General features: G+C 68.7%; 15 protein-coding genes. 6 read left to right on the top strand and 9 right to left on the bottom strand.

Annotation, left to right across the window (positions count from 1 at the left end; translation table 11 throughout):
* Positions 1 to 1,494 carry a sensor histidine kinase gene (locus FHS22_RS27590; protein WP_184946303.1) on the top strand — a complete coding sequence of 498 codons (1,494 nt, stop codon included), beginning with the start codon at positions 1 to 3 and terminating at the stop codon, positions 1,492 to 1,494.
* 27 nt (positions 1,495 to 1,521) lie between these two features.
* Here FHS22_RS27590 and FHS22_RS27585 read toward each other — a convergent pair whose 3' ends face one another.
* Together FHS22_RS27585 and FHS22_RS27580 are read right to left on the bottom strand one after the other, a co-directional pair.
* Positions 1,522 to 1,776, bottom strand: coding sequence for a WhiB family transcriptional regulator (locus FHS22_RS27585; protein WP_184946301.1), 255 nt, complete (start codon positions 1,774 to 1,776; stop codon positions 1,522 to 1,524).
* Positions 1,777 to 2,057: 281 nt separating this feature from the next.
* Positions 2,058 to 3,002, bottom strand: a complete 945-nt coding sequence (locus FHS22_RS27580; RefSeq protein ID WP_184946299.1) for a diacylglycerol/lipid kinase family protein — start codon at positions 3,000 to 3,002, stop codon at positions 2,058 to 2,060.
* A 77-nt stretch (positions 3,003 to 3,079) separates the two neighbouring features.
* Between FHS22_RS27580 and FHS22_RS27575 the strand changes: the two genes are divergently transcribed.
* On the top strand, positions 3,080 to 3,475 hold the full coding sequence (locus FHS22_RS27575) for a hypothetical protein (RefSeq protein ID WP_338047979.1): 396 nt from the start codon (positions 3,080 to 3,082) through the stop codon (positions 3,473 to 3,475).
* A 15-nt stretch (positions 3,476 to 3,490) separates the two neighbouring features.
* Here the strand turns inward: FHS22_RS27575 and FHS22_RS27570 are convergent, their stop codons facing one another.
* From FHS22_RS27570 to sodN, 3 genes are all read right to left on the bottom strand, one after another.
* Positions 3,491 to 4,270, bottom strand: a complete 780-nt coding sequence (locus FHS22_RS27570; protein ID WP_184946297.1) for an RNA polymerase sigma factor SigF — start codon at positions 4,268 to 4,270, stop codon at positions 3,491 to 3,493.
* Positions 4,271 to 4,287: 17 nt separating this feature from the next.
* Positions 4,288 to 4,713, bottom strand: coding sequence for an ATP-binding protein (locus FHS22_RS27565; RefSeq protein ID WP_374058899.1), 426 nt, complete (start codon positions 4,711 to 4,713; stop codon positions 4,288 to 4,290).
* Between the two features lie 179 nt (positions 4,714 to 4,892).
* Positions 4,893 to 5,294, bottom strand: coding sequence for a superoxide dismutase, Ni (gene sodN / locus FHS22_RS27560; RefSeq protein WP_184946295.1), 402 nt, complete (start codon positions 5,292 to 5,294; stop codon positions 4,893 to 4,895).
* Between the two features lie 70 nt (positions 5,295 to 5,364).
* Here sodN and FHS22_RS27555 point away from each other — a divergent pair, with 70 nt between their 5' ends.
* On the top strand, positions 5,365 to 5,697 hold the full coding sequence (locus tag FHS22_RS27555) for a S24 family peptidase (RefSeq protein ID WP_338047978.1): 333 nt from the start codon (positions 5,365 to 5,367) through the stop codon (positions 5,695 to 5,697).
* On the opposite strand, the gene FHS22_RS27550 is transcribed toward FHS22_RS27555, so the two are convergent.
* On the bottom strand, positions 5,652 to 6,197 hold the full coding sequence (locus FHS22_RS27550) for a CGNR zinc finger domain-containing protein (RefSeq protein WP_184946291.1): 546 nt from the start codon (positions 6,195 to 6,197) through the stop codon (positions 5,652 to 5,654). The two genes, FHS22_RS27555 and FHS22_RS27550, sit on opposite strands and share 46 nt — an antisense overlap.
* A gap of 272 nt (positions 6,198 to 6,469) precedes the next feature.
* Here FHS22_RS27550 and FHS22_RS27545 point away from each other — a divergent pair, with 272 nt between their 5' ends.
* Together FHS22_RS27545 and FHS22_RS27540 are read left to right on the top strand one after the other, a co-directional pair.
* Entirely contained in the window at positions 6,470 to 7,663 is a 1,194-nt protein-coding gene (locus tag FHS22_RS27545; RefSeq protein ID WP_184946289.1) for an NAD(P)-dependent malic enzyme, read from the top strand.
* A gap of 290 nt (positions 7,664 to 7,953) precedes the next feature.
* On the top strand, positions 7,954 to 9,312 hold the full coding sequence (locus FHS22_RS27540; RefSeq protein WP_184946287.1) for an NsdA family TPR-like regulatory protein: 1,359 nt from the start codon (positions 7,954 to 7,956) through the stop codon (positions 9,310 to 9,312).
* Positions 9,313 to 9,402: 90 nt separating this feature from the next.
* Here the strand turns inward: FHS22_RS27540 and FHS22_RS27535 are convergent, their stop codons facing one another.
* Complete coding sequence (locus FHS22_RS27535) at positions 9,403 to 11,025, bottom strand: trypsin-like serine peptidase (RefSeq protein WP_338047977.1); 1,623 nt, start codon at positions 11,023 to 11,025, stop codon at positions 9,403 to 9,405.
* A gap of 238 nt (positions 11,026 to 11,263) precedes the next feature.
* Entirely contained in the window at positions 11,264 to 12,880 is a 1,617-nt protein-coding gene (locus FHS22_RS27530) for a trypsin-like serine peptidase (RefSeq protein WP_184946285.1), read from the bottom strand.
* Positions 12,881 to 13,272: 392 nt separating this feature from the next.
* On the opposite strand from FHS22_RS27530, the gene FHS22_RS39665 reads away from it, so the two are divergent.
* Positions 13,273 to 14,082: a transposase gene (locus FHS22_RS39665; protein ID WP_184946283.1), complete on the top strand. Its 810-nt coding sequence runs from the start codon at positions 13,273 to 13,275 to the stop codon at positions 14,080 to 14,082.
* Here the strand turns inward: FHS22_RS39665 and FHS22_RS27520 are convergent.
* Entirely contained in the window at positions 14,016 to 15,650 is a 1,635-nt protein-coding gene (locus FHS22_RS27520; protein ID WP_184946281.1) for a trypsin-like serine peptidase, read from the bottom strand. The two genes, FHS22_RS39665 and FHS22_RS27520, sit on opposite strands and share 67 nt — an antisense overlap.
* Positions 15,651 to 15,872 lie beyond the last annotated feature (222 nt).

The following is a 15,872-nucleotide window of genomic DNA, read 5'->3' as shown; positions in this document are numbered from 1 at the left end:
GTGCCGACTCTAAGCGACCTGGCGGTCCGTCACACCGCGCTCGACGATGCGGATCTCGAATGGATGCACTCGCTGGTCTCCGACTGGCAGCTCCTGGCCGACCTGTCGTTCGCCGACCTCATCCTGTGGATCCCGCTCCGCGAGGGCTCGGGATGGATCGCGATCGCGCAGATGCGGCCCACCACCGGTCCCACGGTCTACCACGACGACGTGGTGGGGACGATCATCGCCAAGGGCGAGCGGGAGCTCATCGACACCGCCTGGAACGAGCGCCGGATCTGCCGGGAGGGCGATCCCGACTGGTCCAGCGGGGTCCCGGTCCGCGAGGAGACCATCCCGGTACGGCGGGCCGACCTCGGCGGGGAGGCCGGAGAGGCCGTGCAGCGCTATCTGGGGGTGATCCAGCGCTCGACGAACCTGTCCTCGGCGCGCACGCCGTCCCGGCTGGAGCTCACCTACCTGCAGAGTGCCTCCGACCTGGCCCAGATGGTGGCCGAGGGGCGCTTCCCGTTCTCGGGCGCCGAGCCGATCCTGGTCCGCTCGCCCCGCGTGGGCGACGGGCTGCTCCGGCTCGACCGGATGGGCCGGGTGACCTACGCCTCGCCGAACGCCCTGTCGGCCTACCGGCGCCTGGGTCTCACCGCCGATCTGGTCGGGGCGGAGCTGGGCCGCACGACGGCCCAGCTCTGCTACTCCGACGAGCCCATCAACGAGAACCTGATGATCGTGGCGAGCGGCAGGGAGCCCCGGGAGACCGAGGTGGAGTCGGGCGGCACGGTGGTGCAGCTGCGGGCGATCCCGCTGGTCGTCGGGGGCGGCCGGATCGGCGCGCTGGTGCTCATCCGGGACGTGACCGAGCTGCGGCGGCGCGAGCGCGAGCTGATGACCAAGGACGCCACCATCCGGGAGATCCACCACCGGGTGAAGAACAACCTGCAGACCGTGGCCGCGCTGCTGCGGCTGCAGGCGAGGCGGTTGCAGGTGCCGGAGGGGCGCGAGGCGCTGGAGGAGGCGGTGCGCAGGGTCGGGTCGATCGCGATCGTGCACGAGACGCTGTCCCACACGCCCGAGGAGCAGGTGGACTTCGACGACATCGCCGACCGCGTGATCGCGATGGCGAGCGAGGTGTCGGCTCCGGAGGCGCAGGTGGTGCCGCGCCGCGTCGGGACGTTCGGGGTGCTCCGGTCGGAGATCGCGACCCCGCTGGCGATGGTCCTCACCGAACTGCTGCAGAACGCGGTCCAGCACGGCCTGGCGCACCGGCCCGGCCGGCTTCAGGTGATCGTCTCGCGGGGGGCCGACCGGCTGGACGTGGTCGTCTCCGACGACGGGACCGGGCTGCCCGAGGGGTTCGACCTGGAGTCGTCCACCAGCCTCGGCCTGCAGATCGTCCGCACGCTGGTGGTGGGCGAGCTCTCCGGGCGCCTGACCATAGAGCCCCGGGAGGGCGGGGGCACGGAGGTCACCCTGGTCATCCCCCTCCCCGCGCTCTGACGGCGGGGAGGGCGGGCGCCGGGGGCGTCAGACGGCGGCGCGGGCGCGGGTGCGGGCCGCGCGGCGCTTGAAGGCGCGGCGCTCGTCCTCGCTGAGGCCGCCCCAGACACCGGCGTCCTGCCCGGACTCCAGGGCCCACTTCAGGCAGGACTCGCTCACGGTGCACGTACGGCAGACCTGCTTGGCCTCTTCGATCTGCATCAGGGCCGGCCCGGTGTTGCCGATCGGGAAGAACAGCTCGGGGTCCACGTCACGGCAGGCAGCTCTGTGGCGCCAGTCCATGCGTCCACTCCTTCGTGTGAGGAGCCCTTGCGGTGGCTCCGTCGGCTCACTTTGTGAAGACTTTCACTAACAAGCGCGAATATCGACCCGGACCGGGTTCGGTCCGGGCGCCTTCGCCGTGATCGCCGGTGGCCTGGGAGCGATGGTGGCCGCTCAAAGGTCCTACGTTCCGACGTCAATGTTGAGATTGTCAGCCCAGTTCAGCGCACGCAAGAGGTTTGGAAGAACGTTTTGCGGGTTAGGCGTGTCGGATGCGTCACACCATGACGGGATGTAACGCCCTAGACCAGAACTTGTAATGCATTGGGGATAGACCGGAACGTCACCCGCTCGACCTCTCCCAGGTAGTCCCCGTCGAGCTGGAAGGCCACCGGCCGCTCGGCGGCGAGCGTGAACTCCTTCTCGTCGTGCAGTTGCACGAGGTGCCGTCCGGTGGGCAGGGTCTCGCGCGTGCCGATGATCTGGGGCATGAGGTGGAGCATCGCCGGCAGGCCGAGCCGCTGCAGGCCCAGCAGGTCGAGGCCGGTCTCGAAGCTCGCCCACGGGGTCGGGCAGACCGGGCGGGGGCCAACGTAGGTCCAGGGCGAGGTGTTGGAGACGACCGCCATGAAGATCCCGCCGGCGGAAGGGATCCCGGGCCCTTCCAGGTTCATCGCGGCGTGGCGCTTGTCGGTCGAGAGGTAGTGGCGCAGCGCGGTGTTCACATAGCGGGCCGGCGTGGCCCTGAGACCGGTGCCGCGCATGCCCTCGACCGCCCGGATGACCTCGGCGTCGTATCCCAGGCCGCTGCAGAAGGTGAAGTAGCGGCTCTCGCCGTCCCACTCCGCCTGGCCGAGCCCCACGGTACGGCGCCGCCCGGCGCCCACCGCCTCCAGCACCATGCCGGTGGCCTCGACCGGGTCGTTCGGCAGGCCGAGCGCCCGGGCGAAGACGTTCGCGCTCCCGCCGGGGATGACCAGCAGCGCCGGCCGCTCGGCCGCGACCTCGCCGTCCTCCGCCTCCAGCAGGCCGTTCGCGGTCTCGTTGATCGTGCCGTCGCCGCCGAGCACCGCGACGACGTCGAAGCCCTGGGCGTGCGCCGTCCGGGAGAGATGGGCCGCGTGCCCCCGGTACCCGGTCTCCTCGACGGTGAGCTCCATGGTCGCGCCCAGTGCCCTGATGAGCACGTCCCGCGTCCGATGGTTGGTCGTCGTCGCCTTCGGATTCACCAGGAGCATCGCACGCATAAGGCCAGCGTATCCGCCGATAACGGTACATAGGCGGCAGAGGGGTGACCGGCTTCCGGCGGCTATAGGGTTGGCCTGTGCCGAACCGCCCGCTGACCCTGACCGCCGCCGCCGCCGTCCTGGCCCTGGAGGGCCTCACCGCCCTGCTGCTCGGTGGTTACGTCGGCCTCGAGACCGTGGTCGGGGAGCCGTCCGACATGATGAGCTCGGTCTTCGTCGCGGGATTCGGGCTGCTCGTGGGCGCGATCCTGCTCCGGGTCGCCTGGGGGCTGCTCCGGACGGAGCGGTGGACCCGGAGTCCGGGAGTGCTGACCCAGATCTTCATGATCCCGGTCTGCGTCACGCTGTTCCAGTCCGGCCAGGCGGTCCTCGGAATCCCGCTGGCCGTCGCGGTCGCGGCCGGACTGGTCACGCTGCTCTCCCCGCCGACGACCCGGACCCTCTACGGGGACGAGCCGTCGGACGGGGTCTGAGCCGGGCCGGACGGGCTAGTCCTCGGCCGTCAGTCCCTCGCGGAGCTGGGTCAGGGTCCTGGCCAGCAGGCGGGAGACGTGCATCTGGGAGATGCCCAGCTCGGTGGCGATCTGCGACTGGGTCATGTTGCCGAAGAACCGCAGCAGCAGGATCCGCTTCTCGCGCGGCGGGAGCCGTTCGAGCAGGGGCTTGAGCGACTCGCGGTACTCGACGCCCTCCAGGGAGTCGTCCACGATGCCGAGGGAGTCGGCCACCGCGGGCGCGTCGTCGTCGCCGGAGTCGGGGGCGTCGAGGGAGACCGTGGAGTAGGCGTTGGCCGACTCCAGACCTTCCAGCACCTCCTCCTCGGTCATCTTCAGGAACGCCGCCAGCTCGGCGACGGTGGGCGCCCGGCCCTCCCGCTGGGAGAGCTCGCTGATCGCCTTGGTGAGCGAGAGCTTCAGCTCCTGCAGGCGGCGCGGCACGCGGACCGCCCAGCCCTTGTCGCGGAAGTGCCGTTTGATCTCGCCGACGATGGTCGGCGTGGCGTAGGTGGAGAACTCCACCCCGCGGGCGAGGTCGAAGCGGTCGATCGACTTGATCAGGCCGATGGTGGCGACCTGGGTGAGGTCGTCGAGCCACTCGCCCCGGTTGCGGAACCGGCGGGCGAGGTACTCGACGAGGGGCAGGTGGAGCTCGACGAGCTCGTCACGGATGCGCTGGCGTCGCGGGTCGTCGGGGGTCAACTCCGCCAGTTCGCCGAAGAGCGTGCGCGCGCGGACCCTGTCGGGAACGGCGTGATCGCTGGTGGCCATGGCACGAGTCCTTTCCGTCACGCCGGCCTCGCCGCGCCTCGACGCTTGCGGAGCACGATCGCCATACGGTCGGGGGAGTCGGTGACCGCGTCCACGTCGTCGGCCAGGGCGGTGAGCACCATCCACGCGAACTCGTCGCGCTTCGGCAGGGCGGTGCCCACCGTGCTGACCTCGACGCGGACCTGCATCTCCTGGCCGGTGAGCTCGAACTCGGCGGTCAGGTCGGTGCCGGGGACGGCCTGGGTCAGCAGCATCGCGCACGCCTCGTCGACCGCGATCCGCAGATCCTCGATCTCGTCCAGCGTGAAATCCAGACGCGCGGCCAGACCGGCGGTGGCCGTGCGTAACACGGACAGGTAGGCACTGACGGCCGGTAGCCGGACGCTCACCACATCACGGATCCCGCCCATCCCGACCGTGGGCGCCTCGGTGTGCTCGGTCACGTTCCTCCTCGGAGTCGCTCTCTGCAACCTACCGCCCCGGAGCGGTCCATGCCCGGGTTGGACGCGCCAGGAGGCGGATTTGCCATCGGAAAAGCCGATGTCCCGCAAGGTCGCACTCCTCGCGGGACATCGGCTGTGACCTGCGGTGCCTGAGGGGCGACCGCGTCGTCGAGCGGCGCCTAGGCGGCCTTGGTCTCCCAGAAGATCTTGGCGATCTCGTCGATCTTGCCCAGCAGCTCGTCGGCCTTGGCGACGTCGACGGTGCCCTTGCCGCCGGCGGCGCCCGCCAGCTTGGTGGCGTCCCAGAAGAGCTGGTGGAGCTGGGGGTAGGTCTCCAGGTGCGGCGGCTTGAAGTAGTCGGTCCAGAGCACCCACAGGTGGTGCTTGACCAGCTCGGCGCGGTCCTCCTTGATCGAGAGGGCGCGGGCCCGGAAGACCGGGTCCTCGTTGGCGGCGTACTTCTCCATGATGGCCTTCACGGACTCGGCCTCGATGCGGGCCTGGGCCGGGTCGTAGACGCCGCAGGGGAGGTCGCAGTGGGCCGAGGCGACGTGCCCGGGGCGCAGAAGTCGTGCGAGCATCGGAAAAATCCTTCCTTGATGCTGAGATCAGCATGGTCCGGATCCGACCTTACTCGCCTGAAGGAAAGCCGTGCTGGAAGGGGGCCGACGCTCTGTGAGAGTCCGCGTGGAGGGCGAGTCGATGCTGCCCGTCCTGATCCCGGGCGACTGGCTCTGGGTACGGCGCGGCGCCCGGATCCGCCCCGGCGACCTGGTCGTCGCCCGGCTCCCGGCGGACCCGTCCCTGCTGATCGTCAAGCGCGCGGCGTGGGAGGAGGACGGGGGCTGGTGGCTGGAGAGCGAGAACCAGCGCGCCCCGGGCCGCCGGGACAGCTGGGACTTCGGCCCGGTCCCGGTGCTCGGCCGGGTGCTCCTGCGCTACCGGCCGCTCTCGGCCCGGCCGTTCTTCTTCCGCGCGCGGTAGGCGGCGACGTTCGCCCGGCTCGCGCACCGCTCCGAGCAGTAGCGGCGGGACCGGTTGGAGGAGGTGTCGAGATAGGCCCTGCGGCAGGGCCGCGCCCGGCAGAGGCCGAGCCGGTCCGCGCCGAGCCCGGTGACGATGGCGGCCAGGCCCATCACGGCGCCCACGATGTACTGGTCGGAGAAGCGGCCGCCCTCGGTGAGGTGCATGTGCCAGGCCTCGCCGTCGTGGTCGGAGATCTGCGGATGCACCGGGTGCCGGCGGAGCAGGGCGTTGAGCCGGTCGACCACCTGGCGCTCGTCGCCGTCGGACGCGGCCTCGAAGACCGCCACGAGCTCCTCGCGCAGCTCGCGCAGGGCGGCGAGGTCGCCGCGGCCGAGCCGGGCGGCCTGTCCGGCCCGGCCGCTCTCCTCCAGCAGCGCGCGCAGGCCCCCCAGGCCGGCGAGGCGGTCGGGGCTGTTGACGAGCATGACGGCCAGCTCGGCGTAGGAGATCAGGTCCACCGGGGATTCCGCAGGGTGTGGGGGTAAGGGGCTTGCAGGGGTTCGAGCATTACGTGTGAGCAGTTTAACGCCGTGTTCGACAAAAGCGTGCTCCTCCTGTCATCTGCCGGAGTCTCAACATGTGGCACAATCAAAAAACGGGTGACCCCCGTACCGCCTCCAGACGACCGTTCTCAGCGCGTAAGACCCGAGCGGCTACCGAAGCCGGGCACGCTTCCCACGGCGTCACGAAGGAACCAATCCGTCTGTCTGACTGAACTACAGGGGTCGCTGTGGCCGTCACGCCATCCTCCATTTCCCTCGAATCCCTCGATCTCGATCCGGCCTTCGCCCTGCACCGCGGCGGCAAGCTGGAAGTCCGCTCGACCGTCCCGGTCCGCAACGCCGACGACCTGTCCCTCGCCTACACCCCCGGTGTGGCCAAGGTCTGCACCGCGATCGCCGAGGAGCCCGGGCTCGTCAACGACTACACCTGGGTCTCCAACGTCGTCGCCGTCGTCTCCGACGGCACCGCGGTGCTCGGCCTCGGCGACATCGGGCCCGCCGCCGCCATGCCGGTCATGGAGGGCAAGGCCCTGCTGTTCAAGCAGTTCGCGAACGTCGACGCCGTGCCGATCTGCCTCGACTGCACCGACGTGGACGCCCTCGTCGAGACCGTGGCCCGGCTCGCGCCCTCCTTCGGCGGCATCAACCTGGAGGACATCAGCGCGCCCCGCTGCTTCGAGGTCGAGGACCGGCTGCGCGAGCTGCTGGACATCCCGGTCTTCCACGACGACCAGCACGGCACCGCGATCGTCGCGCTGGCCGCGCTGAAGAACGCCGCCCGGCTGACCGGCCGCCCGATGGGCGAGCTGCGCGCCGTGGTCGCGGGCGCCGGCGCCTCCGGCGTCGCGGTCAGTCGCATCCTGCTCAACGCGGGCATCGGCGACATCGCGGTCTCCGACTCCAAGGGGATCATCTACGAGGGCCGCGACGGCCTCAACCCGGTGAAGGAGGCCCTGGCCCGCGACACCAACAGGGCCGGGCTCCGCGGCTCCACCGAGCAGGCGCTGTCCGGGGCCGACGTGTTCATCGGCCTGTCGGGCTCGACGGTCTCGGAGGAGGCCATCGCCTCCATGGCGCCCGGCGCGTTCGTCTTCGCGCTGTCCAACCCGACGCCGGAGGTCCACCCGGAGATCGCCCGCAGGCACGCCGCGGTGGTCGCCACCGGCCGCTCCGACTTCCCCAACCAGATCAACAACGTGCTCGCCTTCCCGGGCGTCTTCCGGGGCGCGCTCGACGTCCGCGCCACCACCATCACCGAGAACATGAAGGTGGCGGCGGCCGAGGCCCTGGCGGCGGTGATCGGCGACGACGACCTCTCGGCCGACTACGTGATCCCCAGCCCGTTCGACGAGCGGGTCGCCCCCGCGGTCACCGCCGCGGTCGCGGCCCAGGCCCGCGCCGACGGGGTCGCCCGCCACTGACCGCCGTCGGCCGCCGGGACCACCCGGCCGCCGGCCGCCGCAGGGATCGCCCGCCGCGGACCCGGGCCGGTGAACCCCGCTCCACCCGCGAAGACGCTCTCCGCCCGACCGGCGGGGGGCGTCTTCGCCTTTCCTTCCGCTACCGGCCAAAAATCATTACTGAGTGTGATATAAAAAGAGCCCTCCGTTATCTTCTCGGGCAGGGCGCGCACGAGAAACGGAAGTGCGCGCGGAGGGCGCCGGATGCGTCCTCATGCGCTCCCCCGCATTTCCCACCTTCGAGGAGAGCGATGGAACGCGAGCCCAACCGGTTGCTCAAGAGGCTCATCGACGAGGCCGGCTTCACCTACAAGGAGCTGGCCCGCAGAGTCAACGATCTCGGCGTGGTCCGGGGCCTGTCCGGGCTGCGGCACGACCACGGCTCGGTCCTGCGCTGGCTCGGTGGCCAGCGGCCGAAGGATCCGGTCCCCGGCATGCTCGCCGAGATCTTCACTCTCCGGCTCGGCCGGAAGGTCGGCTCGGAAGATTTGGGGATGCCCGATGTGTCCATACCCCTCGACCTCGGGCAGGAGATCACCCGTACCTGGCATGAGGGGGTTGCAACCGTGACAGCACTCTGGCGAGCCGACGTGGAACGACGGAAGTTCCTGCTCGACTCGACCTTCGTGATCGGAGCCGGTTCCGTCGGGGCCGTCCGCTGGCTGGCCCCGCCTCTGGAGGCGCGCCCCGTTGCGGGCGGCTCCCGGATGGTGGGGATGGCCGACATCGCCGCGATCCGGGAGGTGACCCGGTCCTTCGGCGAGCTGGACAACAGGTTCGGCGGCGGCAGGATCCGCTCGGCGGTCGTGAAGTACCTCGACACGGCCGTCGCACCGCTGCTCAACGACGGCTCGTACGCCGAGGCCACCGGGAAGGAGCTCGCCTCCGCCGCGGCCGAGCTGACCCGGCTGGCCGGCTGGATGGCCTACGACCTGGAGCACCACGGCGTGGCCCAGCGCTACCTGATCCAGGCCCTGCGCCTGGCGCGGGGGGCGGACGATCACGGCCTGGCGGGGGAGATCCTCGCCGGGATGAGCCACCAGGCCGTCTACATCGGCCAGCCCGCGCACGCCCTCGACCTGGCCAGGGCCGCCCAGGTCTCGGCCAGGCGCGCGGGGATCGCCTCCCTGCTCGCCGAGGCGTACGTGCTGGAGGCCCACGCCCACGCCCTGCTGCAGGACCGTACGGCCTGCGCCGGGGCGCTGCACCGGGCGGAGCGGGCCTTCGACGGGCGGAAACCGGGCGCGGAGCCCGGCTGGATCGCCTACTTCGACGAGGCCTACCTGTCGGCCAAGTTCGCCCACTGCTTCCGCGACCTGGGCGACGGGGCGCAGGCCGTACGGCACGCGCGGCGGTCGCTGGAGATGGACGGGCGGTTCGTGCGCGGGCGCATGTTCAACCTGTCGCTGCTCGCCGCGGGGCTGCTGCGGACGGGGGAGGTGGAGGAGGCCTGCACGGCGGCGGGCGAGGCGCTGGACCTGGCCGGCGGGCTGCAGTCGGTCAGGACCCGGTCCTACGTGACCGACCTGCGGGAGCGGCTGGAGCCCTATGCCGCCGAGCCCCGGGTCCGGGAGCTGACCGAGCGGATCGGGGAGCTCGTCCCCGCCTGACCGCCCGGGAACGCGTGAGGGGCCCGGCACGAGGCCGGGCCCCCGGAGGCGCCCGGGGAGGCGGCGGTCCCTCCCCGGGGGCGGCGGGTCCTACTTGAGGAGCTCGCCCCTGTCGCTGACGATCTTCGTGTTCCGGACGGCGTTGGCCTGGTGGTAGACCCCGGCCGCGTCACCGTCGAAGTACGGCGAGCTGACGTAGTCGACCCGGTCGTTGCCGTCCTGGTCGTGGAAGAGGCTGGTCACGCCGTTGACGTAGCCCACGCGCTTGGCGTTGCTGTACTTCAGCAGCCAGGGGCCGCCGTCGGCGCCGCCGGTCATCGAGCACTTCAGCGCGATCTGGTTCTCGGCCTTGTACTCGTTGACCGCGTAGGTGGCGGCGTTCGTCTTGCCGTAGCAGTACTTCGGGGTGAGGCCGGTGTAGGGCTTGTCGCCGTCGGGGTGGGCGTCGGCCGGGTAGCCGAAGGCGAAGACCGGCTGGCCGATCTTCTGGTTCCAGGCGAAGCCCTGGCCGCCGACCACGTCGCCGATCCGGCCGGTGCTCTTGGCGAGGCCGATGACGTACTGCTCCAGCCAGTAGGCGGTGGTCGTCGTCGTCGTGGACTTGACCCACTTCTTGATGAAGTACTGGGTCTTGTACCACTCGATCTCGACGTCGTTCTTGTCCTTGACGGCGGTCAGCGCGCCGAGGAAGTTGCCGGCGGCCTTCTCCTTGACGAGCTTGTCGTACTCCTCCTTGGAGATCGGGGTCCTGCCCTTCTCGTCCCCGCTCTTGGAGATGTACTTCTCGCCGTTCTTGTAGCCGTTGGTGGCGTCGGGGGCCTTGCCGTAGTCGTAGGAGGTGACCTCGACGGCCAGCAGCTTGACGCCGCCCTTGCCCTCGTCGGTGAGGTACGCGGGGTCGGACGGGTTCGCCGGGGGGTTGACGGTCTCGACGTTCGTCGCGACCTTGTCCTCCTTGCGGTACCCGCCCAGGGGGCCGTACTTGGAGACGCCCGCGGCGTACTCGTCAGCGGTGATCGTCTTGGGCTCGATCCACTTGCCGCCCTTCCAGTCGGCGAACTCGGCGGCGGTCACCTTCTTCTCCCCGTCGAGCACGAAGCCGTCGTAGACCGCGACGAAGGCGTAGTCGTGGTCGAAGTCCTCGTAGGCGGAGAAGTTGTAGTGGGTGAAGGCGGCCTGGCCGACGTAGAGGCCCCACGGGGCCTTGCCCTGGTAGTAGCCGGGGACGAAGACCCAGTTGCTCACGACCTCCTGGTTGCCCTCGACGTCGTAGGCGCAGTGGCCCGCGGTGGCGACCAGGTTGCGGTAGCGGGACTGGATCGAGGTGCCGGAGCACCAGCGGGGCACGCCCTTGTGGTCGAGGAAGAAGACCTTGCCGATGGTCTTGGGCAGGTTGACGTTCTTGATCTTGGCGGAGGTGCCCTTCTCGCCGCCGACGGGGGCGACGAGGCCGGGCTTGCCGTCGCTGGTGTCGCCCTGGCCGCGGACGAGCTTGGTGACGTCCTTGCTGTCCCAGTTGTACTGGGTGGCCTTCTTCAGCGCGGCGCCGTTGGCGTCCAGCCAGAACTTGGCGATCGCGTAGGCGCTGGGCTTGCCGGCGGTGAGGTAGTCGCGGTCGTACTCCGGCGCGGCCTGGGCGGGGGAGGCCAGTGCGGCGGTGGCGAGGCCGGCGACGGCGAGGGGGGCGAGGAGGTGCTTCACACGGGGGTTCACGATGACTCCATGGGGGTGACGGCTCACGCGTCTCAGACGTCACAGGTGAGGGGTTCCACAAGACCGTATCGGGACCGCATCGCCACTGGTAGGGACGCTGCCTGGGAATTCGGTCACGAAACTTGACAGGTTCCGGCCAAGCGGCGGAGGGCCCGGTCCGAAGACCGGGCCCTCCGCTTGGAACTGGGTGGACTAGAGGTTCGGGCCCCCTAGGCCGGGATCGTCAGATCCGTACGGCTTACTTGTACAGCTCGCCGTTCGGGCCAACGATCTTGCCGGACCACACGTTGGCGGCCTTCTTGTAGATGTCGGCGGTCTCACCGTCGAAGTACGGCGAGGTGCTCAGGTCGTAGCGACCGTTGCCGTCCTGGTCACCGAAGAGGCTGGTGACACCGTTGACGTAGCCGACGCGCTTGGCGCTGCTGTACTTGATGAGCCACGGAGCGCCGTCGGCACCCGGGGTCATCGAGCACTTCAGGCCGACGTGCTCCTCGACCTTCTTCGGAGCGGAGACGTAGGTCTTCGCCGTGGTCTTGCCGTAGCACCACTTGGGGGTGACACCGGTGAAGGTCTTGTCACCGTCGCCGTGGGCAGCCGCCGGGTAGCCGAAGACGTACACGGGCTGGCCGGTCTTCTGGTTCCACGCGAAGCCCTGGCCGCCGACGTTGTCACCCAGACGGCCGGCGTCCTTGGACAGCTCGATGACGTACTGCTCGACCCAGTAGGTGCTGGTGACCGCGGTGCTGGTCTTGACCCACTTCTTGATGAAGTACTGGGTCTTGTACCACTCGATGTCGACGCCGTTCTGCTTGACGGTCGTCAGCTCACCGAGGAAGTTTCCGGCGGCCTTCTCCTTGAGGAGCTTCTCGTACTCCTCCTTGGAGATGGCGGTCTTGCCCTTGGCGTCGCTCTTGCTCTCGTAACGCTCGTTGTTGGCGTAGGCCGAGCTGGCGACCGGGGCCTTGCCGTACTCGTACGAGGTGACCTCGACGGCGAGGAGGCGGATGCCGCCCTTGCCCTCCTCGGTCAGGTACTTCTTGTCGGCGCGGTCCGCCGGGGGGTTGACGGTCTCGACGGTCTTGGAGACCTTGTCTTCCTTCTTGTACGGGCCGGCGGGGCCGTACTTGGAGACGCCCGCGGCGTACTCGTCAGCGGTGATCGTCTTGGGCTCGATGTACTTCGGCCCGACGAACTTCGCGTACTCGTCAGCGGTGACGTTCTTGGCACCGTTGTAGTGGATGCCGTTGTAGACCGTGACGAACGCGTAGTCCTTGTCGAAGTCCTCGTAGACGTCGAAGTCGTAGTGCGTCCACGCCTGCTTGCCGACGTAGATGCCCCACGGGGTCTTGCCCTGGTAGTAACCGGGGACGAAGACCCACTTGTCCATGACGTGACCGTTGTTGTCGGCGTCGTAGACGCAGTGACCCGCGGTCGCGACCAGGTTGCGGTACTTCGACTGGATCGAGGTGGCCGAGCACCACTGGTACTCGCCCTTGCCGTCGACGAAGAACACCTTGCCGATGGACTTGGGCAGGTTGATGTTCTTCACCTTGGCGGTGGAGGGGGCCTCGCCGCCGATCGGCGGGGCGATCCCGGGCTTGCCGTCAGCGGAGGGGGCACCCTTGCTGTTCAGCTTGGGAAGCTCCTTGGCGTCCCACTGGTACTCGGTGGCCTTCTTCAGAGCGGCGTTGTTGGACGCGGCCCAGAAGCTGGCGACCGACTGCGCGGCAGCGGTGTTCTTGGCCATCGGGTCGGTCGCCGAGGTCGGGTCGGCCTGGGCGGTGCCGGCCAGACCGGCGGCCAGCAGACCGGTGGCGAGTACGGCGCCGCCGGCGGGGAGAAGGATGCGCTTCAAGGGGAACTCCTTGGTCTGCCGTGGAACGCATCTTGCGTCCCATGCGTCAGTAAAGGGATAGCCAGGAACATACAGTGCCGATCTTGAGGAACGAAAGCCGCTTCGGGAGACAAGGCGGCACCCGTGAGGGGCGAGACCATCTCGTTACCTTTGGGGAAGTTTGAGGTCACTGTTCGTAAAGTGGCTGACAGGCCGTGTTTTCGCAGATCGACGTAAGCTTGTTATAAGTGGTGTCAATGTGACGCGAGTGTCCCGATACGCTCGGTCACCACCGTTGTGTGACGCAGATCACATAGAACCGATGGCACCGATTCGGGCCGAGCCACGTCTAAAACGCCCTAACAGAATGAGCTTGGCCGCGTCCATGGGCGTGATCAGTCGTTGAACCGTGTGTGGGAAAGGGCGAACGGCAGCCGTGGATCGTGTCCGACGGGCTCTGGCAACGGATCGAGCCGTTGCTGCCGACGGTCGAGCGCCGCTACCGCAATCCCGGACGCAAGCGGATCGATGACCGCAAAGCGCTATGCGGGATCTTGTTCGTGCTCTACACCGCGATCCCATGGGAGTTCCTGCCCCAGGAACTGGGTTTCGGTTCGGGAATGACGTGCTGGCGGCGGCTGCGCGACTGGCGCCACGCCGGCGTGTGGACCCGGCTCCATGAGCTGCTGGTGGCCGAACTGCCGGGCGCCGACCGGTTGGACTGGTCCAAGACGGTGATCGACGGCTCACGGGTGCGGGCGACCGAGGGGGGGGCCGCGACCGGCCCGAGACCGGTCGGCCGAGGCGAGACCGGCGCCGAGCGCCAGGTGATCACCGGAGGGGGCGGCCTCCCGCGGTCTCGACGGTGGCGACCGCGACGACCTCCACGGAGCCTTCGCGGGCCGGCCGCTGGGATCACCTGCCGGCGGCGTCTCGGCTGCCGGTCGCGTTCTGCCGGGAGTCCGGGTCCCACGCCCGCTCCGCCGCCGCGCCCCGGGAAGAAGGGGACTGCCGTGGGGAGAAGGGGACTGCCGTGGGAAGAAGGCGGATGCCGCGAAACGACAGAGGGCCCGGTCCGAAGACCGGGCCCTCTGCTTGGAGCGGGGTGGCCTAGAGGTTTGGACCCTCTAGGCCGGGATCGTCAGATCCGTGCGGCTTACTTGTACAGCTCGCCGTTCGGGCCAACGATCTTGCCGGACCACACGTTGGCGGCCTTCTTGTAGATGTCGGCGGTCTCACCGTCGAAGTACGGCGAGGTGCTCAGGTCGTAGCGGCCGTTGCCGTCCTGGTCACCGAAGAGGCTGGTGACACCGTTGACGTAGCCGACGCGCTTGGCGCTGCTGTACTTGATGAGCCACGGAGCGCCGTCGGCACCCGGGGTCATCGAGCACTTCAGGCCGACGTGCTCCTCGACCTTCTTCGCCGCGGAGACGTAGGTCTTCGCGGTGGTCTTGCCGTAGCACCACTTGGGGGTGACACCGGTGAAGGGCTTGTCCCCGTCGCCGTGGGCAGCCGCGGCGTAGCCGAAGACGTACACGGGCTGGCCGGTCTTCTGGTTCCACGCGAAGCCCTGGCCACCGACGTTGTCGCCCAGACGGCCAGCGTCCTTGGACAGCTCGATGTGGTAGGTCTTCAGGTACCACTTGGTGGTGCTGGTCTCGGAGGACTTGATCCACTTCTTGATGAAGTACTGGACCGAGTACCACTCGATGTCGACGCCGTTCTTGTCCTTGACGGTCTTCAGGTCGCCGAGGAACTTGCCGGCAGCCTTCTCAGCAACCAGCTTGTCGTAGGTCTCCTTGGAGATGGAGGCCCACTGGCCGTCGCTCCACCACTGGGCGGGGAAGCGCTCGCCGTTGTTCCACTTGCTGCTGTGCTCGGGAGCCTTGCCGTACTCGTACGAGGTGACCTCGAAGCGAGAGAGCTTGACGCCGTTGTGGCCGTCCGCGTCGAGGTACTTCTGCACCTCGTTCCAGGTGAAGGAGAACTGCGGCGGGTTCACGGTCTCAACGTTCTTGGCGACCGTGGTCTCGAAGGAGTACGGGCCCTGGGGGCCGTACTTCGCGAGGCCGGCGGCGCCTTCCTCCGCGGAGATCTCCTTGACGTCGAGGTACTTCGGCCCGACGAACTTCGCGTACTCGTCAGCGGTGACGGTCTTGTCACCGTTGTAGTGGACACCGTTGTAAACGGTGACGAACGCGTAGTCCTTGTCGAAGTCCTCGTAGACGTCGAAGTCGTAGTGCGTCCACGCCTGCTTGCCGACGTAGATGCCCCACGGGGTCTTGCCCTGGTAGTAACCGGGGACGAAGACCCACTTGTCCATGACGTGACCGTTGTTGTCGGCGTCGTAGACGCAGTGACCGGCGGTCGCGACCAGGTTGCGGTACTTCGACTGGATCGAGGTGGCCGAGCACCACTGGTACTCGCCCTTGCCGTCGACGAAGAACACCTTGCCGATGGACTTCGGCAGGTTGATGTTCTTCACCTTGGCGGTGGAGGGGGCCTCGCCGCCGATCGGCGGGGCGATCCCGGGCTTGCCGTCAGCGGAGGGGGCACCCTTGCTGTTCAGCTTGGGAAGCTCCTTGGCGTCCCACTGGTACTCGGTGGCCTTCTTCAGAGCGGCGTTGTTGGACGCGCTCCAGAACTGGGCCACGGAGACAGCGGCGGCGTTGTTCGCGGCCATCGGGTCGGTCGCCGAGGTCGGGTCGGCCTGGGCGGTGCCGGCCAGACCGGCGGCCAGCAGACCGGTGGCGAGCACGGCGCCACCGGCGGGGATGAGGATGCGCTTCAAGGGAAACTCCTTGGTCTGTCGTGGAACGCATCTTGCGTCCCATGCGTCAGTAAAGGGATAGCCAGGAACATACAGTGCTGATCTTGAGAAGCGGAAGTCGCTTTGGGGGGTGAAGCGGCACCTGTGGGGGTCGAGACTGTCTCGTTACCTTCGAAGAGGTTTGGACCCAGAGTTCGCGAAGTGACCAGTGGGTCATGTTTTCGCAGATCAGCGTAAGCTTGA

It is taken from the genome of Thiemannella venezuelensis, from assembly GCF_014203605.1.
In the GTDB taxonomy this organism is placed as follows: domain Bacteria; phylum Actinomycetota; class Actinomycetes; order Streptosporangiales; family Streptosporangiaceae; genus Planomonospora_A; species Planomonospora_A venezuelensis.
This window is presented reverse-complemented; position numbering and strand designations above follow the sequence as displayed.

What these genes read in the sequence shown, in the direction of transcription:
- FHS22_RS27580 (WP_184946299.1), bottom strand. Translation starts at nt 3,002, where the DNA reads ATGCGTGCGATGCTCCTGGTGAATCCGAAGGCGACGACGACCAACCAT.
- FHS22_RS27585 (WP_184946301.1), bottom strand. Translation starts at nt 1,776, where the DNA reads ATGGACTGGCGCCACAGAGCTGCCTGCCGTGACGTGGACCCCGAGCTG.
- FHS22_RS27540 (WP_184946287.1), top strand. Translation starts at nt 7,954, where the DNA reads ATGGAACGCGAGCCCAACCGGTTGCTCAAGAGGCTCATCGACGAGGCC.
- sodN (WP_184946295.1), bottom strand. Translation starts at nt 5,294, where the DNA reads ATGCTCGCACGACTTCTGCGCCCCGGGCACGTCGCCTCGGCCCACTGC.
- FHS22_RS27570 (WP_184946297.1), bottom strand. Translation starts at nt 4,270, where the DNA reads ATGGCCACCAGCGATCACGCCGTTCCCGACAGGGTCCGCGCGCGCACG.